The following is a 21,915-nucleotide window of genomic DNA, read 5'->3' on the forward strand; positions in this document are numbered from 1 at the left end:
GGTTGTGCCCGGGGGGTTGTATTTGGTGGGGGGGAGTCCGGGGGTGGGGAAATCTACCTTGTTGTTAAAAGTGGCCGGAGGATTAGCAGGGCAGGGCAAAAGGGTGCTGTATGTGAGTGGGGAAGAGAGCGCGGGGCAGATTTATTTGCGCGCGGTGCGCTTGGATTGTTTGCGCGAACAATTATTTTTGCTCAATAGCATTGATTTAGAGCAGATTAAAGCCCATTTGGGTGATCAAAGCTATAGTTTGTGCGTCATTGATTCGATCCAAACCCTTTATTCTAACCAGATTGGGGCAGCCCCGGGGTCCATCTCACAGGTGCGCGAAAGCACCTTTGAGCTCATGCGCCTAGCCAAAGCTAGGCAGATCGCCATTTTCATCATCGGGCATATCACTAAAGAGGGTTCTATTGCAGGTCCTAGGGTGCTAGAACACATGGTCGATAGCGTGCTTTACTTTGAGGGCGATCCCAGTAAAGAATTGCGCATTTTGCGTAGTTTTAAAAACCGCTTTGGAGCCACCAGTGAGGTGGGAATCTTCCAGATGCGCCCTGAGGGTTTGATTAGCGCTAAAGAAGCCTCTAAACTCTTTTTCTCCCAACAAGAGAGTTTGGCAGGGAGCGCTCTTAGTGTGGTCTTAGAGGGGTCTAGGGCGTTGATCTTGGAGATTCAAGCCTTAGTGTGTGAAAGCAATTTGCATAATCCCAAACGCCTAGCCACTAGCTTTGATACCAACCGCTTACACATGCTCTTAGCCTTGCTAGAAAAAAAGCTAGAGATCCCTTTAAACCGCTACGATGTCTTCATCAATGTTTCCGGAGGGATTAAAATCAGCGAAACTAGCGCGGATTTAGCTGTGATCGCTAGCATTCTCTCTAGTCTAAGAGAACGCCCCATTAGCAATAAAACCGCCTTCATCGGGGAAGTGAGTTTAACAGGTTGTGTGCAAGAAGTGCCAGACATCAATATGCGTATCAAGGAAATGGAAAATTACGGCTTTTTGAAAGCCATTGTGCCCAAAAAACCCACCTTATCCACCCCCATCATTTGCTACGAAGCCACAGAAGTGTCTAAGATCTTAGAGTGGATGTAGTGCGTGTTAAACCTTTTATGTTAGCATGGTCTTTTAATATGATTTTTAAGGAGAACGCGTGCAAGAAAAAACCTCTACACGGACCCAATCCCTCCAAAATAACCCCAACTTGAGTCAAAAAGATGTGCGGGTGGTGGAAAGGATTTTAAGCAAGAACGATCTAAAAGCCCTAGAAATGAAAAAACGCTACCAAGCCGATGGGCTGTATGTCCTCAATTTCATGAGCTCTCCGGGCAGTGGTAAAACCACACTTTTAGAAAGTTTGGCTGATTTTGAGGATTTTAAATTCTGTGTCATTGAGGGGGATTTGCAGACTAACCGCGATGCGGACAGATTGTTAAAAAAGGGGGTGTCAGCCCAGCAGATCACCACGGGGGAAGCCTGCCACTTGGAGGCAGCTATGATTGAGGGGGCTTATGACATTTTGCAAGAACAAGGCGTGCTTAAAGCCAGCGATTACCTTGTCATTGAAAATGTGGGCAATTTGGTGTGCCCCTCTAGTTATAATTTGGGCGCGGCGATGAATATTGTCATGCTATCCACCCCAGAGGGCGATGATAAAGTGCTCAAATACCCTACTATGTTCTTGTGTGCGGACGCAGTGGTGGTGAGCAAGGCGGATTTAATGGAGGTCTTTAACTTCCGCCTAGCGCAGGTGCAAGAGGACATGGAGAAACTCAAACCCGGCACACCCATTTTCACCCTTAGCAATAAGGACATGGAGAGCTTACGCGCCTTTAAAGATTTCTTAGTGGCAAATAGGGCGTGCAATTACCAATCCGCCCATGTATTTTAAGGGTATCTTTTGTGTCTAGCCATTCCCTCTAAAGTGATCGCCATCAAGGGCAACATGGCATTGCTAGAAACCATGGGCGTGCAAAGAGAGGCGAGCTTGGATTTGATGAACGAAGAGGTGCAGGTGGGGGATTTCGTGCTCTTGCATGTGGGCTTTGTGATGGGCAAAATTGACAAACAAGACGCTTTAGAGTCCCTAAAACTTTACGCCCAGATGATTGAAGGCGTAGATGATTGAAGGCTTTAGACAAAAAGAGGCGATTCTTGGGCTTGCCAAACAAATCAACGCCTTAATCTCTAAACTCCCTACTTCAATTCTCCCTTTGTCCATCATGGAGGTGTGCGGGGGGCACACCCACGCGCTCATGCGCTATGGTCTGCTCCATTTGCTAGATTCGCGCCTGCGTTTTGTGCATGGTCCGGGTTGTCCGGTGTGTGTGATGCCCAAATTGCGCATCGATCACGCGCTAGCTTTGGCGCGCATGCCAGATGCCATCTTGCTTGCTCTAGCAGACATGCTAAGAGTGCCTGGGAGCGATGGGACTTTGCAGGATTTGCGTGCGCAAGGTAGAGCTGTGCGTTTTGTCTACAGCCCCTTGCAAGCCCTTGAGATCGCTAGAGCCAACCCCCATAAACAAGTGATCTACTTTGCCATTGGTTTTGAAACCACCACGCCCATGAGCGCAAGCTTGATCCTACGGGCTAGAGAAGAGAAACTGTCCAATCTCTTTTTACACATCAACCATGTGCTAGTGCCCCCCAGCGTGCGCGCCGTATTGCACGATTCTCATATCCGCGCCCTCATCGCGCCCGCGCATGTGAGTGTGATCACCGGGGCGCGCATTTACCAACCCTTGGTGCAAGAGTTTAAAATCCCTATTGTGGTTGCCGGGTTTGAACCTGCAGATATGTTGGAGGGCATTTGGCGCATACTCCAGCAAGTGCAACGACAAGAAGCGCGCCTAGAAGTCCAATACACGCGCGCAGTGAGTATGCAGGGCAATCTCAAAGCCCAAGCCTTAATTGAAAAAACCATGCAAGTGCGCTCTAGCTTTGAGTGGCGTGGGCTAGGAGAGATCGCCCACTCTGGGCTACAAATACGCCCACAATACCAAGATTTAGACGCAGAAGTGGTCTTTGCTAAACATTTGCCCCAGCATGCCAGCCAAGACGCTAAGGCTTGTTTATGCGGTGAGATTTTAAAAGGGGTAGCCAAACCTTTAGATTGCACGCTTTTTAATACAGTCTGCACACCTACCCGCCCCATAGGCGCGTGCATGGTTAGCTCTGAGGGCGCATGCGCGGCTTATTATCGCTATTTTCTTGACAAGCAATTTAAAATGGAGTATAATTAGCGTTTTGTTGGGGTATCGCCAAGTGGTAAGGCAGCAGGTTTTGGTCCTGCCATTCCGAGGTTCGAATCCTTGTACCCCAGCCACGACGCGGGGTAGAGCAGTCCGGTAGCTCGTTGGGCTCATAACCCAAAGGTCGGTGGTTCAAATCCATCTCCCGCAACCAAGTAACCCATGGAACAATCCTTATCTTTTGAGAATCCAAAACCCTTTAGCGCGTTGATGTCGCATTGGCTCTACGGGCATGGGGGTTATTACACGCGCGCACGCGTGGGAAGAGGGGGGGATTTCTACACAGCCGTGAGCGCGAGCGCGTTCTTTGGGGGAACTTTAGCTTTTTATCTGCTAGATTTGCTAGAAAAGGGGCAACTCACCCTCCCCTTGAGTGTTGTGGAGATCGGCGCGCACGGGGGGCAACTCTTGGGTGATGTGCTCTCTTTTTTGCGCGCCTTATCTAGCGGGGTGTTAGAGCAGGTGCGCTGGATCACTCTAGAGCCTTTAGCGCATTTGCGCGCCTTACAACAAGCCTATTTAGCCCAAAGGGGGATCACGCTCCAATGTATCTCCCGCCCCCTAGAACTCCCTACAGACACAAATTTGTTTGTCTACTGCAATGAGCTATGGGACAGTTTCCCCTGTGAGGTCGTGCAGGGGGGAAAAATGCTTTACATTGCTAGAGATTTTACTCCCCTGTGGCGCGATACCTCTTTGCTAGAAGGTTGTGCACCCCTATGGCAAGAGTATACCAAGGATCTAACCCAAGCCCTAAAGCGCGCGCCTAAATGGATTCTTGTGAGTTTTGACTACGGGCAATATGGCAAACTAGACAGGGTCGATCTGAGGGCTTATTGGCAACATAGAGTCTTGGATTTCACAGACATTTTAGAGCATTTAGCCACGCTTTACCAGCGCACGGACTTGACTTACGATGTGGATTTCAAACACCTAGAATGCTTATTGTCCCAACAAGGGGCGTGTTCTCTTTTTTATGGCACCCAAGCTAAAGCGTTGGTTAACATGGGTTTGCTCCAACTGCTTGAACTCTTTAAAACACACATGCCCTTTAATATTTATCAAAGAGAGGCACTTAAAGCGCGTGCGCTTGTCGATCCTAGTGCCTTTGGAGAGCGTTTTAAAGCGCTTATAGTGGCTAGTTTTGCGCCCGGATAATGCGCTATTGCTTTTCTATGCTATAATATGAGGTGTAACGCCGGTGTTACAAAAATCTTTAACATAAGGATAAGAGGTGGAAACACGAGTCATCTTAGATCACATGAATAAGCACCATGTCAGGGATATGGAAGCTTTGCTGGCAAGGTATGGGCATATTGAAGGGGCGCGCAATGTCTCTTTGAAAAACGCGACTTTAGAGGGCATTGAGATCGCCTATATTTTAGAGGGAATAGAAGAAGTGTTACACATCGCTTTCCCCATTAGTGTAGAGAGCACAGAGGGCATTAGGGGCGCGATCATCGCTCTATGCACCTCTATTAGCCCCAGAGAGAGGGAATACCCACAAGCGCGCGATCGCCGCATTGAAGCGGAGAGTTTTTCTAGGGAGGCTATCCCACAAGCGATGTTCCCTATGGTGGGTGGTTACCCTATGGGGGGCGTGCATCCAAGCATGGTGATGGGCATGTGTATCCCACAAGTGGGTCATGTGTATCCTAACATGGCACAACCCATGTTCATGGGAGGTTGCCCTACAATGGTGTGGGGACAGCCAGGCATGGTGTGCGTGCCACAAGGGTTTATGCCCCCCGTGGTGGGTGTTCCCTCTGTGGACAATTTTGTGCGCGAAAGGCGCGTAGGGCAAGACCTAGAATGCAGGGATATACCCGGTGGTGAATCCCGAGGGCGTGATCGCAGATCAGTGCGCAGATAGCCCGCATTCCCCCCTTTGGGGGGGCTTTATCTCAACTTAACAGAGGGGGTTTCATGTCAGTTTATTGTGTTTGGCGTGTGTGATGCTTGAGAGCGCAGAGATGTTTATCTTAGGCGCGGTGGGTTTTCTCACCGGAGTTACGGCCGGCTTCTTTGGCATTGGAGGGGGTGAGATCGTAGTGCCCGCCGTGATTTTTGCCGGTTTTAGCTACAGCCATGCCGTGGGGATCTCCCTAGCCCAAATGCTATTTTCCTCCCTAGTGGGCTCTATTATCAATTATAAAAAGGGTTTATTGGATTTAAAAGAGGGTGTTTTTGCCGCCCTAGGAGGGCTAATAGGGGCACTTGTGGGGAGTGTTTTACTCAAATTCCTAGACGATCGCATTTTGATGGGGGTATTTGTGTTGGTGGTGTGTTACACCTTTATTAAATACGCCTTTGGGCACAAACACCAAGCCCACAAACACTACCAAAACGCCCACTTTTACATGCACGCCCAAAAACCCCCCCCAATATCCCCTCTGCGCGCTGGCATTTGGATAAAACCCACGCCATTTTGATCTTGGCCGGATTGATCACGGGTATTTTTTCTATTCCGCTTGGCATGGGTGGGGGGATTTTAATGGTGCCCTTTTTGGGCTTTTTTCTCAAATACAGCACCCAAAAGATCGTGCCACTAGGGCTATTCTTTGTGATATTCTCTTCTTTATCCGGGGTGATCGCCTTATACCACTCTGGGGTGCTAGATGACAGGGCTTTGCAAGCGGGTTCTATCACAGGACTAGGCGCGCTCTTGGGGGTGGGTTTGGGGATTAAACTCATCTTGTTGGCTAATGAACGCATCCATAAGACGCTTTTACTTGGCATTTACGCCTTGAGTATTCTAGCCACGCTTTATAAGCTGATCCAATCTCTAATCTAATGCGCATTTTCATCATCCACCTTAGCCAAGCCACCTGCGCCAAGCATGGTTTGCACGAGCGCGACATTAACCCGCTTTTAGACGCGTTACGCACCCAAAAACAGCACAAGATAGAGGTTTTTGAAGCGATTTACGCTAAGAGCAAGGGAGGCTTACATCCCCTAGTGCGCGCCCACGCACAGAGTTATTTTATCAATCCCCATGTAGGGCTTAAGAGGAATTGCCAGACATGGCTAGAGGCGTGTTACTACGCGATCAAATTCAGGGGGAAGATGATGAGCTTGGGGGAGCTTGGTTGTTATGCGAGCCACTACACGCTGTGGCAACACTGCGTGGCTCTGCAAGAGCCTATTTGCGTGCTTGAAGACGACATTATCTTAAAACCCCACTTCTTTGAGGGTTTGGACTATCTGCAAACACATCTGGAGGCTTTAGGTTGGGTGCGCTTGATGCATTTATTTGCTTACCCCAAAACCCCCACAGTGCTCCCTAGAGTGCAAGAAATCCAAGAGAACACATGCGGGAGTGGCGCGCAGGGCTATTGCATCACCCCCCAAGTCGCTTCTACCTTTTTAAAGGTGAGTGAAAATAAATGGGTGATGCCTGTAGATTGGGTAATGGAGAATCCCTATCTGCACGGTATCAAAAATTTTGTGATCGAGCCTTTTATCATCGCTGAAGAACAGCGCTTGAGCGCACAAAGCCATGTGGGTAGAGAGGAACACAAATGCGCGCGTTCTTTAGCATGGCTTAGGGAGTTAAACCGCCTCTATGTCAGATTCCACTAACCACCCCAAGCTCCAAGAGGCTTTATTAAAGTGGTATGCCAAGCATGGGCGCAAGGACATGCCCATCCGCCATTTAAGCGGTCCTAATGCCCCCTATCAAATCTATGTTTCAGAGATCATGTCCCAGCAGACGCAAATTAGCGTGGTGTTAGAGAAATATTTACCCCCCTTTTTGCAGGCTTTCCCCACTTTGAGCGATCTAGCCAGCGCGCCTTTGGATCGCGTGTTACGCCTATGGCAGGGTTTGGGCTATTACACAAGGGCTAGAAATCTCCACAAAAGCGCGCAAATTTGTTGCGATAAATATGGCGCTCAATTACCCCAAGATTACGCCGCCTTGCGCGCCTTGCCCGGGGTGGGGGCTTATAGCGCGCATGCGATTTTGTGTTTTGGGTTTAGATGGGCGGTGGGGGTAGTGGACGCGAATGTGGCTAGGGTGTTGTTGCGCCTATTTGGGATTGCTCCCAAAACGCCCAAATTGAGTTCAATCCTGCAAGAACACGCTAATGCCTTTGTGAATTTAGCCAACCCCTTTGATCACAACCAAGCCTTGATAGACTTGGGCGCGCTTGTTTGCACCAAAACCCCTAAATGCCATCTTTGCCCCTTGAGTGTTGCCTGTCAGGGTAAAAACGCGCCAGAACGCTTTAGTCTTAACAAGAAAACCCCCAACATTCCTTTGACATTGCACTACGGGCTATGCGTGCAAAACACGGGGCTTTACATGTGCTATAGCACCCAAGGGCTCTATGCCTATCTCTACCAATTCCCACTTCTAAACCATCAAGAGTTGGTAACTTTGCCCTTGTTGGGGAGTGTCCAACATAGCTACACCAAATACCGCGTGCAAGCTTTGCTCTACCAAGCCCAGTTACAAGATTTACAACCCGAAGGCTTGGTATTGCTAAATCTCAACGCCTTAGATGCCTACCCTACTAGCGCGCTTGGGGCTAAGTTATGGGCGGTGTGCCAAAGGTATTTGAAAGTTTAAATTTTAAAGAGTTTGCTATACTTTTAAGCGGAGAGCGAGCATGGCTGGTGCGTGCCTTGGGCTTCAAACCCAAAGAGCGTTTAGGTGTCCTAAGCGTTGCAAAGTTCGATTCTTTGGCTCTCTTGCCACTTGTGAAAGGCTAATATGCAAGAGATTTTTCTATGTTCTATTTCTAATGTGAGTAGCGGGGATTGTAGTGAGGATTGCGCTTATTGCACCCAAAGCGCGCACCACCAAGGCCAGATCAAACGCTACAAATACAAGAAGACAGAAACGGTGGTTTTAGAAGCCAAGCATTGGCACTCTTTTGGAGCGTTGGGCTTTTGTTTGGTAACCTCGGGGCGGGGGTTGGATAGCAAGAAATGCGATTATATCGCCACGCTGGCGCGTGCCATCAAGCAAGAGGAGCCCGATTTGCACCTGATTGCATGTTGTGGCAGGGCTGATAAAGAGTCGTTGCGCTTTTTAAAGGACAATGGTATTGACAGCTATAACCACAACTTAGAGAGCGCGCAAAGCTTTTTCCCTAAAATCTGTTCTACCCACCCTTGGCAAGAACGCTTTGAAACTTGTGAACATGTTTTGGAAGTGGGTTTGGGGCTATGCAGTGGGGGAATCTTTGGTTTGGGCGAGAGCTACGCAGAGCGCATTGAGATGTTGCGCGCCCTGCAAAGCTTAACCCCAGCCACTACGCCCATTAACTTCTTCATCCCTAACCCAGCTTTGCCCATACAGCAAGAAATCCTAGACCCTCAAGAAGCCCTAGAATGTTTAGTCCTAGCTAAAGAATTTTTGCCCAAGACGCGTTTGATGATCGCTGGGGGCAGAGAAGTCGTTTTTAAGGATCGCCAAAGGGAGATCTTTGATTGCGGGGTGGATGCGATCGTGCTGGGGGATTATCTCACCACCAAAGGGCACACCCCAGCCAAAGATTTAGACATGCTTAAAAGTTACGGACTAAGCATCGCCACAACCTGCCATTGATGTGGAAGAGGTGGCGCGCTGTGTTGGCGCGCGTGGGGGCGATGGCGTTGGGGGTGTTTTATGCATGTTCGTATTTATTGAGCCCCAAACTCAAGGGGCGTTTAGATGAGATGGCGCAAATTTTCTATTACGCCTCTTCGCTGAGTTTTTATACCATTTTGTCCCTATCGCCCATCTTGCTCTTTATCGCGCTGATCTTTGTCGCCCCCTTTTCTAAGGCTTTTGAGTTTGAAACTTTCTTCTTCCCCAATAGCCCGGATTTTATCCAAGTTACCCAATTTTTTTTAAAATCCTTCGCGCGTAGCGATCGCGCATTGGGTGTGGTAGAGATTAGCTTCATCGCGCTGGCGTTTTTCCTATTCTGCGAAAACTACCGCTACATCGCTTCCCAAATCCTCAACGCTGCCCCTAGAGATTATCTCAACTTCAGGGGAAAAAAATTTTTTGTGTTCTGGGGCTTTGGAACAGGGGTGGTGTTCTTGGTGGTCTTGCCCATTATTATCTTTATCAATGTCAAAATGCGCCTTGTGGTTGAAAACACATGGGTGCTGGCTTTTTTGCGCTGGCTTAGCGCGTATCTCTTTTTTTTGCTCTTATTCCTCCTGCCCACCAATAAAGTATTTAGGCGCAAACGCCATCCCCTGCTTTGGAGTCTCATCACCAGTGTGTGTTGGTCTGTGATGAAATGGGGTTTTGTTTACTATATCCTTTACAACCGCACCTACCACGAACTCTATGGTTCGATCTCCATTTTGTGGTTTTTGATGTCTTATATTTATATATCTTGGCTACTCTTACTCTTCGGGCTTTACGCCTGCGAAGTGTGCGAGCAAGAGAGTTAGGTGCTTTGTTTTGCTAATATTCTAATAAAGGAGTTTTCATGATCAAGGGTTTTGCGATGTTGGGGATTGGCAAGGTGGGCATTATTGAAAAGGAATACCTAGAAGAGGTGGTGCCTGAGCGTAAAAAGCTCGAGTGCGGTCCCTTGGATGCGTTGGTGCGCCCCTTAGCGGTTGCGCCCTGCACTTCTGATCTGCACACCTGTTATGAGGGGGGGATTGGGGAGCGCTCCTGCATGTTTTTAGGGCATGAGGGTGTGGGAGAAGTCCTACAAGTGGGGCATTTAGTCAAGGATTTCAAAGAGGGTGATAAGGTGATTATCCCGGCTATCACGCCTAATTGGAGCTCTTTGGGCGCGCAAAGAGGGTATGCTATGCATGAGAGTGGCGCGCTCACGGGCTGGAAATTTTCCAATTTCAAAGATGGGGTATTTGCCCAACAAGTCCACATCAACGATGCCGATGGGAATTTAGGGCACTTGCCTGAAGGCGTGGATTTGCGCGATGCGGTGATGTTGAGCGATATGATCACCACAGGTTTTCATTGCGCCGAGCAAGCCCAGATTAAACCCGGGGATAGGGTGGGGGTTGTGGGCTTGGGACCTGTGGGTTTAATGGCACTGGCGGGGGCAAATTTGATGGGCGCAAGCGAGATTTACGCCATAGATTGTATCCCCTTCCGCTACGAAGTGGCGCACCAACACTACGGGGCAACCCATTACATAGATTTTAAAAAAGCCCCCCTACAAGAGCAGATTTTAGAGCTCACCAAAGGAGCAGGTGCTGATAAAATACTCATCGCTGGGGGAGGGACAGATATTTTAAGCGATGCGTGCGCTTGTTTGGCTAATGGGGGCGTGGTTTCCAATGTCAATTACTTTGGGAGTGGGGATTATTTGCGCATCGCGCGCTTGGCTTGGAATGTGGGGATGGGGCATAAGACGATCAAGGGTGGGCTCACCCCGGGGGGACGCTACCGCATGGAAAAACTTGCCCGCTTATTGCAAACTAAAAAACTCAATGTCAAGCCCATCATCACCCACCACCTAGAGGGGCAATTTGAAGAGATCGCCCAAGCCCTAGCGTGGATGAAGGACAAACCGGCTAATTTCATCAAACCAGTTGTTACGATCAAGTGGTGATGCGCCTTGTTGTGCTGGGGGCGGGCTATGCGTCTTTAGCCTTTTTGAAGTCTTTGAGCGTAGCGGTGCGCTCTAGTTGCCAAATCACCTTGATTGCAGAATCTCCCCTGCATTACTTTAGTGTGCTCTTGCATGAAGTGGCAGCGGGTGTGCAAGGGAATTACACGCTTGCTTTAAGCCAAATTCTCCCCTCTGAAGTGCGCTTTATTCAAGATCGTGTGTTAGAGATTCAAGAAAAAAGCGTGTTGGGCACACAGGGGAGCTATGCTTATGATTATTTGGTGGTGGGGTTGGGCTTTGCTAGCGAGAGTTTTGGTGTGGCTGGGGTGCAAGAACACGCCCACAGCCTAGTCAATTTTGCTAGCGCGCAAGCCAGCCACCAAGCCTTACTCCAAGCCATCCAAACTTTTAAGCAGGCACGCCCCTTTAGTGTGGTGGTGTGTGGGGGAGGGTTTAGCGGGATTGAACTTGTGGGGGCTCTAAGCGACACCTTAGAACGGCTATGCGCCCCTAAAGCCTATAGCCTCACTTGCATAGAAGCCATGCCCACTATTTTGCCGATGTTTACCCCCCAACTAGCCCAAAAAGGGGTTGATTACCTGCAAAAAAGGGGGGTGCAATTACTCTTGGGGGGTAAAATTTTAGCCTGCCACAGCGATCGCGTGCGCTTAGAACTTGGAGGGGTTGATCAAGAGATTTTAGCGGATTTTCTCTTTTGGACTTGCGGGGTGCGCGGGAATGAGGTCATTGAAAAATCTATATTGTTTAAAAGCGCGCGCGCTAGGGTGGAAGTCAATGCTTTTTTAGAACCCCTAGAGATGCCCGGGCAACAAATCTTTGTCTTGGGAGATTGCGCCGCGCTCAAAGACCCAGAGGGAAAATTCTACCCCCCCAGTGCCCAATTAGCCAGCCAAATGGGGCGTTATTTGGGTCAAGAATTTGACCAGATTAGCGCGCACAAACCCCCTACAAAGCCCTTTGTTTTTGCGCCCAAGGGGATCATCTGTTCTGTGGGCGCGCATTTTGCTATCGGGCATTTGGGGAAATGGCATGTGGCAGGAAAATGGGGGGTGTGGTTGAAAAAATATATTGATTGGAGATGGAAAAGGTATATAATAGCCTAGCGGTAATTAAAAGAGACTAGGCGTTCAATACACCTGTTTACTTAAGTAAACAGAAGACATGCTATATTTCCAGCATGGAAGTCGCAAGGTTTCCAAATACACGAAAGGAGCAAGCTATGAGCAGCAACAGCAATAACAGCAACAGCAGCAGGAACAACAGCAGCAACAGCAATAACAGCAACAGCAGCAACCGCAACAACAACAACAGCAACAACAGCAACAACAGCAACAACCAAGACTAGTTGCTCCAAGCCCCCAGCCGGGGGCTGGCAACTCCGCCTCTCCGCCTCTTTTTTGCTCTCAAAAGCCCCGATTGTATCGTAATTCCGCTTTCATGTCAAGCCCCATTGCATAGAAATCCCTTGCGCTTGCAAAAATGTTTGCGCTTTAACAAAAACCCCACTGCCCAGAAAAAAAGGGGGTTTGTGCTGGGCTAGGGGGCTAGGGTGGGGGGCACATAAGATCAAGTGCTGGGGGTTTTTCACTAGGCATTGGCACTTTTCTTGGGCGAGCTTGCCTAAGAAAATAAAAACTAAGGGGCGTTCTAATTTGGAGAGCTGGGTTAAAATCCCGTTTGTGAAGTGTTCCCAGCCTAGATGTGCGTGTGATTTGGGGCGTTCTTGTTCCACGCTTAAAAGCGCGTTTAGCAACAGCACACCCTGTTTAGCCCAGTCTTCTAAATTGCCATGGGAGGGCTTTGGGATATTTAGACTCTGGTGCAATTCTTGGTAAATATTTTGCAAACTCTTGGGGATGGGTGCGTGGCTGGGGACACTAAAACTCAAACCCATTGCCAAGGGGTAAGTGCGCTGGTGGTGCTTAAAGACACCATGGTAGGGATCTTGACCTAGTAAAATCGTGTGCAATGTTTCTAAAGGGGTAACTTCAAAAGCTTTGAACAAGGCACTAGGCAGGGGAAAAACAAGCTTTTGGCGCGCTTGGGCTTGGATTAGGGCTTGCTTGTAATTCTCATTGAGGGTAGCAAAGGCTTGGCTTTGGGTGAGGGGCTCTAAAAGAGCACTCCAAGAGGTATTAGCCAAACGCGCTAGAGCGTAGAAAAGCAAGACAACCCCCTCGTTTAATGGTAGAGATGTTCTACCCCATAAAAGCCCGGAGGCTGACTAATAAGCCATTTAGCTACCTGCAAAGCTCCCTTAGCAAAGATGTTGCGCTCCGTAACCACATGTTCTAACTCTAAATACTCCCCATCTAAATAAAAGCCCACCACATGCTTACCCACTACATCACCCCCGCGCACACTCGCAAAACCGATTTCTTCTTCTTGGCGCGGGGCATCTCTGTGCGCCATGCAAACCTTTTCAAAATCCCAACCTCTAGCCTGCGCGCACGCCCGCCCCAAATGCAAGGCAGTTCCGCTAGGTGCGTCCTTCTTGTAACGGTGGTGGGTTTCTACAATCTCAATATTGGCGTGTTTTAAGTCTTTGGCGATCATAGAAGTTACCTTAAGGAGCACAGCCATGCCCAAGGACATGTTAGAGGAGTGCAAAATAGGGATCTGCTGGCTTAACGCGCGTAGATCCTCCCACACTTGCGCGCCTAAGCCCGTTGTGCCAGAAACTAGAGGCAGGGGGTGTTTATGCAGGGTGGCTAATAAAGAAGGCAGGGCTTGGGGCAAGGAAAAGTCGATCACCAACGCGCAATGGGCTAAGAACTGTTCTAAATCGTTGGTAACAAAGGTGTTTTCAGGGAGAATTTGGATCAAGGAGGGGCTTAGAGTTTTGCGCACAAAGACGCTAGAAAGACATAGATCGGGGTGTTTTTTCGTCTCTTGCACCAGCAAACGCCCCATGCGCCCACTCGCCCCAAAGATACCGATATTAAGCATTAGGGGTGCGCATCCAAATAGGCGATGGCGGAAAGCGCAGCAGTAGCCCCATCTCCAGCCGCGCAGACCACCTGTTTAGGGGCTTGGGAACGCACATCCCCTGCAGCAAACAGCCCTTTTAAATTGGTTCTCATAGACAAATCCACCATTACAGACCCGTATTCATCACAGGCACAAAGCATGCGCCCATCCTCTTGTTTTAAAATCTCGTTATTGACCTCATAGCCTACAAAAATGAAAATGGCGGGCACTTGGAGCGTTTGTAGCGCGCCACTTTCTGTGTGCTTGATCACAAGCGCGCCCACACCACTAGCATCACCCTGAATCTCCTCCACCAGTGCTGGAGTCAAAAACTCGATCTTGGAGTTTTGTTTGGCATGTTCGATGGTGATGGGCGCAGCCCTAAAATGTGTGCGCCGGTGGATCAAATACACCTTGCTACACATTTTACTCAAGTAAATCGCCTCTTCTAAAGCCGTGTCCCCACCCCCTAAAACAGCCACTTCCTTATTCTTATAAAAAAAGCCATCGCAAGTTGCGCAGGTGCTAACCCCCCTGCCCCAAAATTCTTCCTCGCCCTTGATACCCGCCTTTTTAGGGCGACCCCCCGTGCTCAAGATCACACTCCTTGCCTCTACACTGCGCCCATCTTCTAGCTGGATCGTGTAGAACTTCCCCTGCCAACCCAAACGCACCACAGAAGCCATCTCATGCCTGAGTCCAAAGCGAAAACACTGCTCTTGCCAAGGTTGCATAAAATCCATGCCGCTTAGAATCTCTTTGACTCCCGGGTAATTTTCAATTTCGCTACTTTGGACGATCTGCCCTCCGGGCATGCCTTTTTCAAATAGCACAACCTCTTTTAAACCTCCCCTTGTGGCGTAAAGCCCAGCACTCAAACCGGCCGGTCCGCCTCCAATAATGCCTAGATCAATCATAGTAACTTGTCAATGTGTTCTTTAAGAGATTGCTTGGAAAGCGCTCCGACAGTTTGGTTTTGCACGACTCCATCTTTCATATAAAGCACGGTGGGAATACTTCTAATACCAAATTTGGCGGAGAGCTCTTCTTGTTCGTCCGTATTGACCTTGCACACCTTCGCCCTGCCCTCATATTCGCTAGCCAACTCGTCAATCACAGGGGAGAGCATCTTACAAGGTCCACACCAAGGTGCCCAAAAATCCACCACAACCGCGCCACTACCAGTTACGCTTTCAAAATTCTCACTGGTTAACTCAATGTAATTTGCCACAATCACTCCTCAAATTTTAGTTAGAACGCCCATTTTATAACACTAAAGATAAAGTCCACCTTACTCTAACCACCCAATGTTTTCTAGCCACTCGATCGTATGGTGTTGCAAACTCCCCTTGATCAGTAGCGCGTCAATGCAATAGGGCATGTCATGGGCATGCTTTTGTAAGTAAACTTGGATGGTCTTAGCAAGACGAGCAAGCTTGGCACGCGTGAGGGCGTAAATGGGCGAAGTGTGTTGGCGTTGCTTGACCTCCACAAAATGCAAAACTCCCCCCCGCAAAGCGATGATGTCAATCTCCCCAAAAGGGCAACTAAAATTACGCGCCACGACAACACAGCCACGATCAACTAAGTAAGCACAGGCTAATGCTTCAGCGGCTAAACCTCGATCACGACTCATACACACAAAAAGCACGCACGCGCTGAGAGCATGACTCTAAGCTAGCTAGAGCTGTTTGCAAATGGGAGTCTAGGGTGGGCTGGGTGATACAAATGCTTAGGGATGATTCTACATGGTGGCTGGCTAAAGCGATGCCATGGTCTTGGAGCGCAGATTGCAAATTAGGAAAATCAAAAGCCATGGTGCGCAAGTAATAGGGTTGGGGGATTTGTGTGTGCGCATAGGTGATCAACTCCACAAGGGGGGCGGGCTTGGGGTTTTTAGCCACCCCCATTAAATCGCTCACCACCGCGCTCGCGCTTGCCAACCCCCCTGCTCCCGCCCCATAAAAGAAAGTTTCGCCCACGCAGTCCCCCACCACTTGCACGCCATTCATCACCCCATGCACTTGGGCTAAGAAATGCCCTTGAGGGATGAGAGTGGGGCGCACGCTTAGGGCAAGATGCCTACCTTGGCGTTGCGCGCGGGCTAGAAGTTTGATGGAATAGCCCAAGTGTTTGGCTTGTTGTATGTCCACATTTTCGATGTTCTCAATGCCCTCTAAATAGGCAAGTGTGGGGTGGGTGTGGAAAGCCAAAGTGGCTAAGATCAAGAGTTTGTGCGCGCTGTCTTCTCCATTAATATCCAAACTAGGATCAGCCTCTGCGTAACCCAAAGCTTGGGCTTGTTGCAGGGCTTGTTGGAAGTTTGCGCCCAATTGCATCTGCTCTAAGATAAAATTGCTTGTGCCATTCAAAACACCGCTAAGCTGGCAAATCTGATTAGCCCCAAGCCCATCTTGGAGCGCGCTGATAATGGGGATTCCCCCTCCTACGCTAGCCTCAAAACCCAAGGGCTGTTTAGCCATTTGGCTCAAGCTGTGGTAGTGCTGTGCCAGCATGGCTTTATTGGCTGTAACAAAGGCTTTATTGCGGTTTAGGACCTGTTTGGCGATCCCAAAAGCCTCTTGCACGCCCCCCATTAACTCCACTACAATGTCAATGTCTGGATCGTCTAAAATGTCTTGCACGCGATCGCTAAGGGGGAAATGTAACGCGCGCTTTTTGCTCAGATCGCGCACCACACCCCTGTGTAAGCGCAAGCGCGCCCCACAGCGTTGGGCGATCCAATCTTGGTTGCGCTGTAAAATCTCCACTACCCCCATCCCCACGCAACCAAGACCGATGATACCAATGTTTAAAGTGCGCATACAGCTCTAGAAACTTGAGCTAGTGTCTACAACCACATCCCCCCCCACAACACGACTTGCTCCCCCCTTGCGCGCGCGCCACCTCCTGCTCTGAAGCCTCTTTTAAATCCAAGAGTTTGATGTGGAAAGTGAGGGTTTTGCCCGCTAAAGGGTGGTTGTAGTCCAACATCACCATCTGTTCGCTAAAGTCCTTCACACTTACCTGCACACTTTGTTGATCCTCACCTTGTCCAAATAAGGTCATGCCTCTTTTGAGTTCGATTCCCTCAAATTGATCTCTGGGCACTTCTTGCAAATAATCCGTGCGATAAAGCCCATAAGCTTCTTGAGGGGGGATGTCCACGACTAGCTTTTCTCCAATATTAACCCCCTGAAGAGCTTTTTCCACGCCCACAATCACCTGCCCTGCGCCTAGCACAAACTCTAAGGGCTTTTTGCTCGCGTCAATGACTTCTTGGGTTTGAGGGTCGATCACTTGGTATTCAATGGTGGCTACTTGTGCTTTTGTTGGCATTGTTGGTGTCCTTTGTATGAGATTTTGTGTCTTTTGCTAGGGCGTTTAACGCTCTTTTGCCTTGATCGCTCTCAGGGTAGAGATGAGAGAGGGAACGCAAGAACTTGACATGGTTGTTTTGATCGCCCAAGAATTTGAACGCCCATGCCGTGTGCCACAATAAAACGGGCATGTAGTCGGCTCTATCCTTGAGGAGCGCGCTTTTCTTGTAGAAAGCGATCGCGTCTTTGTAGTGCTTTTGCATGTAGGCTGATTCGCCGGCCATGTAGTTGTGGTAGGCAGGTTTGTAATTGATCTCAGCTAGCCATGCAAAGCGTGGTTGCGCTTGGTTAAAGCGCTGTTGGTGGTAGAGTTCTAGGGCTTCTTTGGCGATGGTTTGGCGTTTGGCTGGGTTTTTCTCAAAGGCGCTCTCTGGTGAGGGTGTTGTGGCTTTGGAGGTAGCGCTTGCCAAACGCGCAATCTCTTTGAGTTTCTTGGCATTGAGGCGCGCTTGATCTTCAAGGGAAGTTTGCAAAGACTGCAATTTGGTAGCAAAATCGCTATTCATTTGGGTCAAGAGCATATTCATGCCATTGAGTTTTTCATCTAGCTGGTTGAGGGCGTTCTTATTAGCCTCCACCTGAGATTTGAGTGAGTCTATCAAGCTGGCTTGCTCTTTGAGCAAATTCCCCTGCATCTCTTGGGTGCTTTTCAGGGTTTTAAGGGCTTGATCATGCGTGTTTAGCGCATCGCTGACTTCTTTGAGTTTTACCCCCTGCCCCTCAAAGACGCTCTTGAGTCCCTCTTGGCTTTGCAATAGGGCATCAGTTTGCCCCTTGAGGGTGGTGATGATGCCCTGTAAACTCTTATTGCTGGATTTGAGCGCGCCTAGCTCTTGCTTGGTCGCTCCGCTTTGCAAGTCAAAGGCAGAGGGTTCAGCACTTAAAGCCCCTCCCACAAAGCACAAGAGATAAAATAGGCGCATTACTCAACGACTTTAACATCTACCCTTCTGTTTTTTTGATAACACTCTTTGGTTTTCTCTTGGCAGATGGGCTTGGTTTCCCCAAAACTTACGACTTGGATTTCAGACTCATCAATACCCTTGAGCACCAACGCCTGTTTCACGCTCAAAGCCCGTTTATTGCCCAGCGCAAAATTGTATTCTCCCGTGCCAAATTCATCGGTATTGCCCTCTAAGCGCACTTTCATTTTATACTCTTGCACTTTTTGTGCCCCCTCATCGATGGCATCTTGCATGTCTGGGCGGATATCGTATTTGTCAAAGTCAAAATAGACCTGGCTGACGATTGTACCACTTTCTATATGGGGTTTGGGGGGTTCTGGTTCGACTTTGGGGGCTTCTTGGTGTGCCTCTTCAGGTTGCACGGTCTGGTTTTGCACAGGTTGTTCCTGTGTCTGGGGTTGTTGCGCGCTTTGGGTCTGCGGAGGTTGAGGGGCTTGCGCTTCTTGGTGCGCACAGCCCGTAATCACCAGAAACACCGCTAAAGTCCCTGCCACTGCCCATTTATTCATGATGCTCCTTTGTGCTTTTTTGCAAAAAATCCTTTCATTGTAGCCTTTTTTCTCTTAAACTACCAATCAAAGGACTGGATTTGGGTGTTCTCTAGGGGAAAGAGGTAACTTTGGTTGTAATCTAGCAACAACACCCCTAAAGCGTTTTGCTGGGCGGCTTTTTTTAAGAACATGATCGCCCCCCCATCCCTAGAGAAACGGGGCATTTGATTCACCCCGCTGGCTGTCAAGCGGCGCACATAATCGCTTTTGAGGGTGATAAGATGCAGGTTAAAACTACTCTGCCCATTGGCATCGCGCTCTGAGCGATTCACATAGACAATATTATCCCCAGAAGTGGCGACCGAATCGTTGTTCTTAGAGTAGAAAACCACTTGCTCGACTGGCGCGTCCGGCTTGAGCTTTTTAAGATAAATATTAGGATAACCCATGCGATCGGAAACAAAGACCATAGCTTTTTCGTGATCGACAAAATTCCCCAGCACATCAATGCCCGGGTAGGAAGTCAAGCGGGTTTGGGTTTTTTTGGTGGTGTCATAGAGAAAAATATCACTCTGACCTTCTGGAGCTAGCGTGAGGAGTAATTTCTCCCCATCTTGGCTCACACTGGACACAGCAGCCATGCCATCGCTTTGGGTGATGACTTCACTAGAACCATTGCGCAAGTTGTATTTGATGATAGTGGGTTTGCGTAGGTATTGGGTGTAATAGATCGCGCTCTGTGCGCCATCAGCCCATTTGGGAAAGACATTGAGCATGCCATTGTTGATGATGTCTTGCTGGTAAGTCAAGCTGTAATCGGCTACAACGATATTAGTTACCCCGGGTCTTATGTATTTGGCAAAGACCACAAAGCGCGCCATCCAAGCAATGGAGGGGGCTTTGAGCGCGTCATTGACATCAATGGCAACTTTGTGCGCGATAAAAGGGAAGAGTTCTTTTTTGGTGAAGACATAGTCTTTGATTCCCAAAATATTTTGGTGGGCGACATCGTAAAGACGCACATTGATTTGTCCAAGTTGATCCACACGCAAGCTGACTAATAGTTCAACCCCCTGTCCTGCTAGCGCGCTGTAGTCTATGTTTTCGCTTTGTGCGCCCGCCCCGATCGCCTCTGCATGGTTGCTGATCTTAAGATCAGAGAGTAGCATGTTATAAATTTTAGAAAGATAGGGTTCTTGGGCGTTATTGAGGTAGCGCACTTCTACTTTGGGTAATTTTTGGATGTTCTTCACAATATCCAAAGTCGCATCCACCCCAAAGAGATAAGTTTGGAGTAGCACGATCCATAAAAACCGCATCATTGATCCTTTGTCTTAAAATTAACTTTGAGGGTGATCGCCCCCTTGGGGTAGGGGGGAAATTTTTGGTTTTGCAAGGAGTCTAAGAGGTGTTCGATCTCTTGGTTGTAGTCTGAAAAGGGCGAATATTCCACAATAGCGTAACTAAACTGCCCTGTGGCTGATATGCTAATGAGAGCCCCCACAGAAGCGACTTGTTTGAAGTTGAGTTTCCAGCGTCCATAGAGAATCTTATACAATTCTTGAAACCACTCTTGGTATTCTTGCTTGGATATTTGTTCTTGTTTGGGCACTTGAAAATCAATGCTCTTGTGTTGCAGGGTGTTTAGCTGTGTTTTAATTGTATTTAGACTGCTTTGCAAATCTTCAAAAGCTTGTTGGTGCTGGTTGAATTGCATGCTATCTAATAAGGCGCGTTGCAATTGGCGTTGCTTGGTTTGGCTGGGAGGTGAGGGCTGTTTGTCAGGAATAGCAGCAAACATACCACTCACCCCCAAATCCTCAAAGGGGTTGGGCGCGCTATCTAGCATCAAGGATACATCAAAACTCTCTGGAATAACAACCCTTTTTGGGGGAGTGTGCCAGAGTAATAAGATAAGCAAGATCGCATAACACGCGCAAGCTAAGATTCCAGATCCAATAGCTAGCTTTTTATCCATCACGCGCTAGTGATCAAAGACACCTTAGAAAACCCCGCCTCTCTAATGCTTTTTAGCAAGTAGATGATCTTCTCATAGCTCAAGCGTTTGTCAGCGCGTACATAGATCGCGGTGTTTTTGTCGTAACTACCTGCCAGCGCGCGGAAAGCGTCTGGAAAAGTGGCGTAGCTATAGGTCTTATCGTGGATGTAAATCTTGCCTTGTAAATCCATGCGGATTTCTAAAACATGGTTGCGGTTGGCTTGTTTATTCTTCGCGCCTTTGGGCAAAGAAATCTGTTCATGGTAAGTGATGGTGGGGGTAGCGACCATTAGGATTGCAAGCAAGACTAGCATAATATCCACTAAAGGGGTGATATTGAGATCGGGTTTGTCTAAATCCCAGTGTTCCGCCTCAAACACCGCTAACCCTCTCTAGCGATCAACATATCTATTTGCATTTGCACACAGACAGAGAGATCGTAAACCTTGCGCTTTAGGATCAAGAAGAACGAATAGGCTGGAATTGCGGTTAGAATCCCTGCAGCAGTGGCGACTAGGGCTTTAGAGATCACAGGGGCGATCACATCAAAGGAAACCTGAGTCCCCAAACGCCCAAAGGCGTTGAGAATCTCTACCACAGTGCCAAAGAGCCCAATAAAAGGGGCGGTGGAGGCGATGATACTCAACACCACCAAGCCCGTGGTGTTTTGTTGCAGAACTTGATTTTTCCAAACTAGCAAGAGCTCCTTAGAAAAGCGCCCTGCGCTTTCAAAGAGCTTGAAACTCAACATGCTGGCATTACCCGCCATCAGAGCTTCTAGGGCTTGGCGTTCTTTGAGGATATTGGTGCGGATAGCGACATACTTGTAAAAAAATACCCACAGGGTCAAAATAAAATAGAGAGATAGACAAGCCAACACCACAATGGTAACAAACCCACTCTCATAAAGGAAATTTTGTAAAGAAGCCACGCCTACCTCAAACCTCGCGTTTCAATGCGCGCGATCACGCTAGAGATGGCTAATCTATCGGCTGTCGCGTCTTCTAAGAGTTTTTTAGCCTTGTAAACTTCATCATCGCCCTTGATAAACACCGCCCCATCGGCTAAAATATCCACACTGCTATGCTTGACCTCCACATACCCCCAGCTAATAGCGATGAGACTACTTTCTTGGTTGCGCTCGATCTCAATCACCCCACTTTTGAGCAAGGACACCATGTTGCTATGCCCCTGTAAGACTCCAAACTCCCCCTCTGCCCCGGGCAAGGTGATGCGATCCACCTCCCCTGAAAAAATCAACCCCTGAGGCACGACAATACTCACGGCTAATCCCATATC

Annotated in this window: 27 protein-coding genes, 3 tRNA genes and 1 pseudogene; 16 read left to right on the forward strand and 15 right to left on the reverse strand. The window is 48.7% G+C overall.

Going from position 1 to position 21,915, the window contains the following annotated elements:
- From radA to EAO33_RS04885, 16 genes and pseudogenes are all read left to right on the forward strand, one after another.
- Positions 1-1,093: DNA repair protein RadA (gene radA / locus EAO33_RS04815; RefSeq protein WP_120945506.1), on the forward strand; the 1,093-nt coding region annotated here is incomplete at its 5' end.
- 58 nt (positions 1,094-1,151) lie between these two features.
- Positions 1,152-1,889 carry a hydrogenase nickel incorporation protein HypB gene (hypB, locus tag EAO33_RS04820; protein ID WP_120945508.1) on the forward strand — a complete coding sequence of 246 codons (738 nt, stop codon included), beginning with the start codon at positions 1,152-1,154 and terminating at the stop codon, positions 1,887-1,889.
- Positions 1,890-1,898: 9 nt separating this feature from the next.
- Positions 1,899-2,126: a HypC/HybG/HupF family hydrogenase formation chaperone gene (locus tag EAO33_RS04825; protein WP_120945510.1), complete on the forward strand. Its 228-nt coding sequence runs from the start codon at positions 1,899-1,901 to the stop codon at positions 2,124-2,126.
- Complete coding sequence (gene hypD / locus EAO33_RS04830; protein ID WP_120945512.1) at positions 2,119-3,243, forward strand: hydrogenase formation protein HypD; 1,125 nt, start codon at positions 2,119-2,121, stop codon at positions 3,241-3,243. Before EAO33_RS04825 ends, hypD begins: the two co-directional genes overlap by 8 nt.
- 8 nt (positions 3,244-3,251) lie before the next feature.
- A tRNA-Gln gene (locus EAO33_RS04835) sits at positions 3,252-3,326 on the forward strand.
- A 3-nt stretch (positions 3,327-3,329) separates the two neighbouring features.
- A tRNA-Met gene (locus EAO33_RS04840) sits at positions 3,330-3,406 on the forward strand.
- Positions 3,407-3,414: 8 nt separating this feature from the next.
- Complete coding sequence (locus EAO33_RS04845) at positions 3,415-4,410, forward strand: SAM-dependent methyltransferase (RefSeq protein WP_205589505.1); 996 nt, start codon at positions 3,415-3,417, stop codon at positions 4,408-4,410.
- A 76-nt stretch (positions 4,411-4,486) separates the two neighbouring features.
- The gene (locus EAO33_RS04850) at positions 4,487-5,125 is read left to right on the forward strand and encodes a DUF2470 domain-containing protein (RefSeq protein WP_120945514.1); all 639 of its coding nucleotides are present in this window, start codon (positions 4,487-4,489) and stop codon (positions 5,123-5,125) included.
- An 82-nt stretch (positions 5,126-5,207) separates the two neighbouring features.
- Positions 5,208-6,046 (forward strand): annotated as a pseudogene (locus EAO33_RS04855) (sulfite exporter TauE/SafE family protein).
- Positions 6,046-6,834: a glycosyltransferase family 25 protein gene (locus EAO33_RS04860; RefSeq protein ID WP_120945516.1), complete on the forward strand. Its 789-nt coding sequence runs from the start codon at positions 6,046-6,048 to the stop codon at positions 6,832-6,834. Before EAO33_RS04855 ends, EAO33_RS04860 begins: the two are co-directional and overlap by 1 nt.
- Positions 6,818-7,825 (forward strand): A/G-specific adenine glycosylase, encoded by a 1,008-nt coding sequence (locus EAO33_RS04865; RefSeq protein WP_205589506.1) that lies wholly within the window; start codon positions 6,818-6,820, stop codon positions 7,823-7,825. The genes EAO33_RS04860 and EAO33_RS04865 overlap by 17 nt, the downstream gene beginning before the upstream one ends.
- Before the next feature lie 30 nt (positions 7,826-7,855).
- Positions 7,856-7,953: transfer RNA gene (locus tag EAO33_RS09055), tRNA-Sec, on the forward strand.
- A gap of 16 nt (positions 7,954-7,969) precedes the next feature.
- Positions 7,970-8,809 carry a biotin synthase gene (locus EAO33_RS04870; RefSeq protein ID WP_120945518.1) on the forward strand — a complete coding sequence of 280 codons (840 nt, stop codon included), beginning with the start codon at positions 7,970-7,972 and terminating at the stop codon, positions 8,807-8,809.
- Positions 8,810-8,829: 20 nt separating this feature from the next.
- Positions 8,830-9,651: a YihY family inner membrane protein gene (locus EAO33_RS04875; protein ID WP_235853062.1), complete on the forward strand. Its 822-nt coding sequence runs from the start codon at positions 8,830-8,832 to the stop codon at positions 9,649-9,651.
- Positions 9,652-9,689: 38 nt separating this feature from the next.
- Complete coding sequence (locus EAO33_RS04880; protein ID WP_120945520.1) at positions 9,690-10,790, forward strand: zinc-binding dehydrogenase; 1,101 nt, start codon at positions 9,690-9,692, stop codon at positions 10,788-10,790.
- On the forward strand, positions 10,790-11,914 hold the full coding sequence (locus EAO33_RS04885; RefSeq protein ID WP_120945596.1) for an NAD(P)/FAD-dependent oxidoreductase: 1,125 nt from the start codon (positions 10,790-10,792) through the stop codon (positions 11,912-11,914). The genes EAO33_RS04880 and EAO33_RS04885 overlap by 1 nt, the downstream gene beginning before the upstream one ends.
- A gap of 41 nt (positions 11,915-11,955) precedes the next feature.
- Here the strand turns inward: EAO33_RS04885 and EAO33_RS09060 are convergent, their stop codons facing one another.
- The 15 genes from EAO33_RS09060 to atpC all read right to left on the reverse strand — a co-directional run bounded on the left by EAO33_RS09060 (position 11,956) and on the right by atpC (position 21,912).
- Positions 11,956-12,165 carry a hypothetical protein gene (locus tag EAO33_RS09060; protein ID WP_162982209.1) on the reverse strand — a complete coding sequence of 70 codons (210 nt, stop codon included), beginning with the start codon at positions 12,163-12,165 and terminating at the stop codon, positions 11,956-11,958.
- A gap of 81 nt (positions 12,166-12,246) precedes the next feature.
- A complete protein-coding gene (ung, locus tag EAO33_RS04890) occupies positions 12,247-12,978 on the reverse strand; it encodes a uracil-DNA glycosylase (RefSeq protein ID WP_120945522.1) in 732 nt (243 codons plus the stop codon).
- 14 nt (positions 12,979-12,992) lie between these two features.
- Positions 12,993-13,760, reverse strand: coding sequence for a 4-hydroxy-tetrahydrodipicolinate reductase (gene dapB, locus EAO33_RS04895; protein WP_120945524.1), 768 nt, complete (start codon positions 13,758-13,760; stop codon positions 12,993-12,995).
- The gene (gene trxB / locus EAO33_RS04900; protein ID WP_120945526.1) at positions 13,760-14,698 is read right to left on the reverse strand and encodes a thioredoxin-disulfide reductase; all 939 of its coding nucleotides are present in this window, start codon (positions 14,696-14,698) and stop codon (positions 13,760-13,762) included. Before trxB ends, dapB begins: the two co-directional genes overlap by 1 nt.
- Positions 14,695-15,012 (reverse strand): thioredoxin, encoded by a 318-nt coding sequence (gene trxA, locus EAO33_RS04905; protein ID WP_120945528.1) that lies wholly within the window; start codon positions 15,010-15,012, stop codon positions 14,695-14,697. The genes trxB and trxA overlap by 4 nt, the downstream gene beginning before the upstream one ends.
- 60 nt (positions 15,013-15,072) lie before the next feature.
- Positions 15,073-15,417, reverse strand: coding sequence for a YraN family protein (locus EAO33_RS04910; RefSeq protein WP_120945530.1), 345 nt, complete (start codon positions 15,415-15,417; stop codon positions 15,073-15,075).
- On the reverse strand, positions 15,407-16,606 hold the full coding sequence (locus EAO33_RS04915; protein WP_120945532.1) for a homoserine dehydrogenase: 1,200 nt from the start codon (positions 16,604-16,606) through the stop codon (positions 15,407-15,409). Before EAO33_RS04915 ends, EAO33_RS04910 begins: the two co-directional genes overlap by 11 nt.
- A gap of 19 nt (positions 16,607-16,625) precedes the next feature.
- Positions 16,626-17,120, reverse strand: coding sequence for an FKBP-type peptidyl-prolyl cis-trans isomerase (locus tag EAO33_RS04920; RefSeq protein WP_120945534.1), 495 nt, complete (start codon positions 17,118-17,120; stop codon positions 16,626-16,628).
- Positions 17,089-18,084, reverse strand: a complete 996-nt coding sequence (locus tag EAO33_RS04925) for a tetratricopeptide repeat protein (RefSeq protein ID WP_120945536.1) — start codon at positions 18,082-18,084, stop codon at positions 17,089-17,091. Before EAO33_RS04925 ends, EAO33_RS04920 begins: the two co-directional genes overlap by 32 nt.
- Positions 18,084-18,635 carry an OmpA family protein gene (locus EAO33_RS04930; RefSeq protein ID WP_120945538.1) on the reverse strand — a complete coding sequence of 184 codons (552 nt, stop codon included), beginning with the start codon at positions 18,633-18,635 and terminating at the stop codon, positions 18,084-18,086. Before EAO33_RS04930 ends, EAO33_RS04925 begins: the two co-directional genes overlap by 1 nt.
- A gap of 59 nt (positions 18,636-18,694) precedes the next feature.
- Positions 18,695-19,936, reverse strand: coding sequence for a Tol-Pal system protein TolB (gene tolB, locus EAO33_RS04935; RefSeq protein WP_120945540.1), 1,242 nt, complete (start codon positions 19,934-19,936; stop codon positions 18,695-18,697).
- Positions 19,936-20,595 (reverse strand): TonB C-terminal domain-containing protein, encoded by a 660-nt coding sequence (locus EAO33_RS04940; protein ID WP_120945542.1) that lies wholly within the window; start codon positions 20,593-20,595, stop codon positions 19,936-19,938. Before EAO33_RS04940 ends, tolB begins: the two co-directional genes overlap by 1 nt.
- Positions 20,595-20,996: an ExbD/TolR family protein gene (locus EAO33_RS04945; RefSeq protein ID WP_120945544.1), complete on the reverse strand. Its 402-nt coding sequence runs from the start codon at positions 20,994-20,996 to the stop codon at positions 20,595-20,597. Before EAO33_RS04945 ends, EAO33_RS04940 begins: the two co-directional genes overlap by 1 nt.
- 2 nt (positions 20,997-20,998) lie before the next feature.
- Complete coding sequence (locus EAO33_RS04950) at positions 20,999-21,547, reverse strand: MotA/TolQ/ExbB proton channel family protein (RefSeq protein WP_120945546.1); 549 nt, start codon at positions 21,545-21,547, stop codon at positions 20,999-21,001.
- 2 nt (positions 21,548-21,549) lie between these two features.
- Complete coding sequence (gene atpC, locus EAO33_RS04955; protein ID WP_120945548.1) at positions 21,550-21,912, reverse strand: ATP synthase F1 subunit epsilon; 363 nt, start codon at positions 21,910-21,912, stop codon at positions 21,550-21,552.
- Positions 21,913-21,915: the final 3 nt, after the last annotated feature.

This window comes from Helicobacter labacensis (assembly GCF_003660285.1).
GTDB classification, from domain to species: domain Bacteria; phylum Campylobacterota; class Campylobacteria; order Campylobacterales; family Helicobacteraceae; genus Helicobacter; species Helicobacter labacensis.

What these genes read in the sequence shown, in the direction of transcription:
- EAO33_RS04930 (WP_120945538.1), bottom strand. Translation starts at nt 18,635, where the DNA reads ATGAATAAATGGGCAGTGGCAGGGACTTTAGCGGTGTTTCTGGTGATT.
- dapB (WP_120945524.1), bottom strand. Translation starts at nt 13,760, where the DNA reads ATGCTTAATATCGGTATCTTTGGGGCGAGTGGGCGCATGGGGCGTTTG.
- EAO33_RS04845 (WP_205589505.1), top strand. Translation starts at nt 3,415, where the DNA reads ATGGAACAATCCTTATCTTTTGAGAATCCAAAACCCTTTAGCGCGTTG.
- EAO33_RS04870 (WP_120945518.1), top strand. Translation starts at nt 7,970, where the DNA reads ATGCAAGAGATTTTTCTATGTTCTATTTCTAATGTGAGTAGCGGGGAT.
- EAO33_RS04885 (WP_120945596.1), top strand. Translation starts at nt 10,790, where the DNA reads ATGCGCCTTGTTGTGCTGGGGGCGGGCTATGCGTCTTTAGCCTTTTTG.
- EAO33_RS04920 (WP_120945534.1), bottom strand. Translation starts at nt 17,120, where the DNA reads ATGCCAACAAAAGCACAAGTAGCCACCATTGAATACCAAGTGATCGAC.
- trxB (WP_120945526.1), bottom strand. Translation starts at nt 14,698, where the DNA reads ATGATTGATCTAGGCATTATTGGAGGCGGACCGGCCGGTTTGAGTGCT.
- EAO33_RS04860 (WP_120945516.1), top strand. Translation starts at nt 6,046, where the DNA reads ATGCGCATTTTCATCATCCACCTTAGCCAAGCCACCTGCGCCAAGCAT.
- EAO33_RS04910 (WP_120945530.1), bottom strand. Translation starts at nt 15,417, where the DNA reads ATGAGTCGTGATCGAGGTTTAGCCGCTGAAGCATTAGCCTGTGCTTAC.
- hypD (WP_120945512.1), top strand. Translation starts at nt 2,119, where the DNA reads ATGATTGAAGGCTTTAGACAAAAAGAGGCGATTCTTGGGCTTGCCAAA.
- EAO33_RS04915 (WP_120945532.1), bottom strand. Translation starts at nt 16,606, where the DNA reads ATGCGCACTTTAAACATTGGTATCATCGGTCTTGGTTGCGTGGGGATG.
- atpC (WP_120945548.1), bottom strand. Translation starts at nt 21,912, where the DNA reads ATGGGATTAGCCGTGAGTATTGTCGTGCCTCAGGGGTTGATTTTTTCA.
- tolB (WP_120945540.1), bottom strand. Translation starts at nt 19,936, where the DNA reads ATGCGGTTTTTATGGATCGTGCTACTCCAAACTTATCTCTTTGGGGTG.
- EAO33_RS04940 (WP_120945542.1), bottom strand. Translation starts at nt 20,595, where the DNA reads ATGGATAAAAAGCTAGCTATTGGATCTGGAATCTTAGCTTGCGCGTGT.
- EAO33_RS04880 (WP_120945520.1), top strand. Translation starts at nt 9,690, where the DNA reads ATGATCAAGGGTTTTGCGATGTTGGGGATTGGCAAGGTGGGCATTATT.
- EAO33_RS04865 (WP_205589506.1), top strand. Translation starts at nt 6,818, where the DNA reads ATGTCAGATTCCACTAACCACCCCAAGCTCCAAGAGGCTTTATTAAAG.
- EAO33_RS04925 (WP_120945536.1), bottom strand. Translation starts at nt 18,084, where the DNA reads ATGCGCCTATTTTATCTCTTGTGCTTTGTGGGAGGGGCTTTAAGTGCT.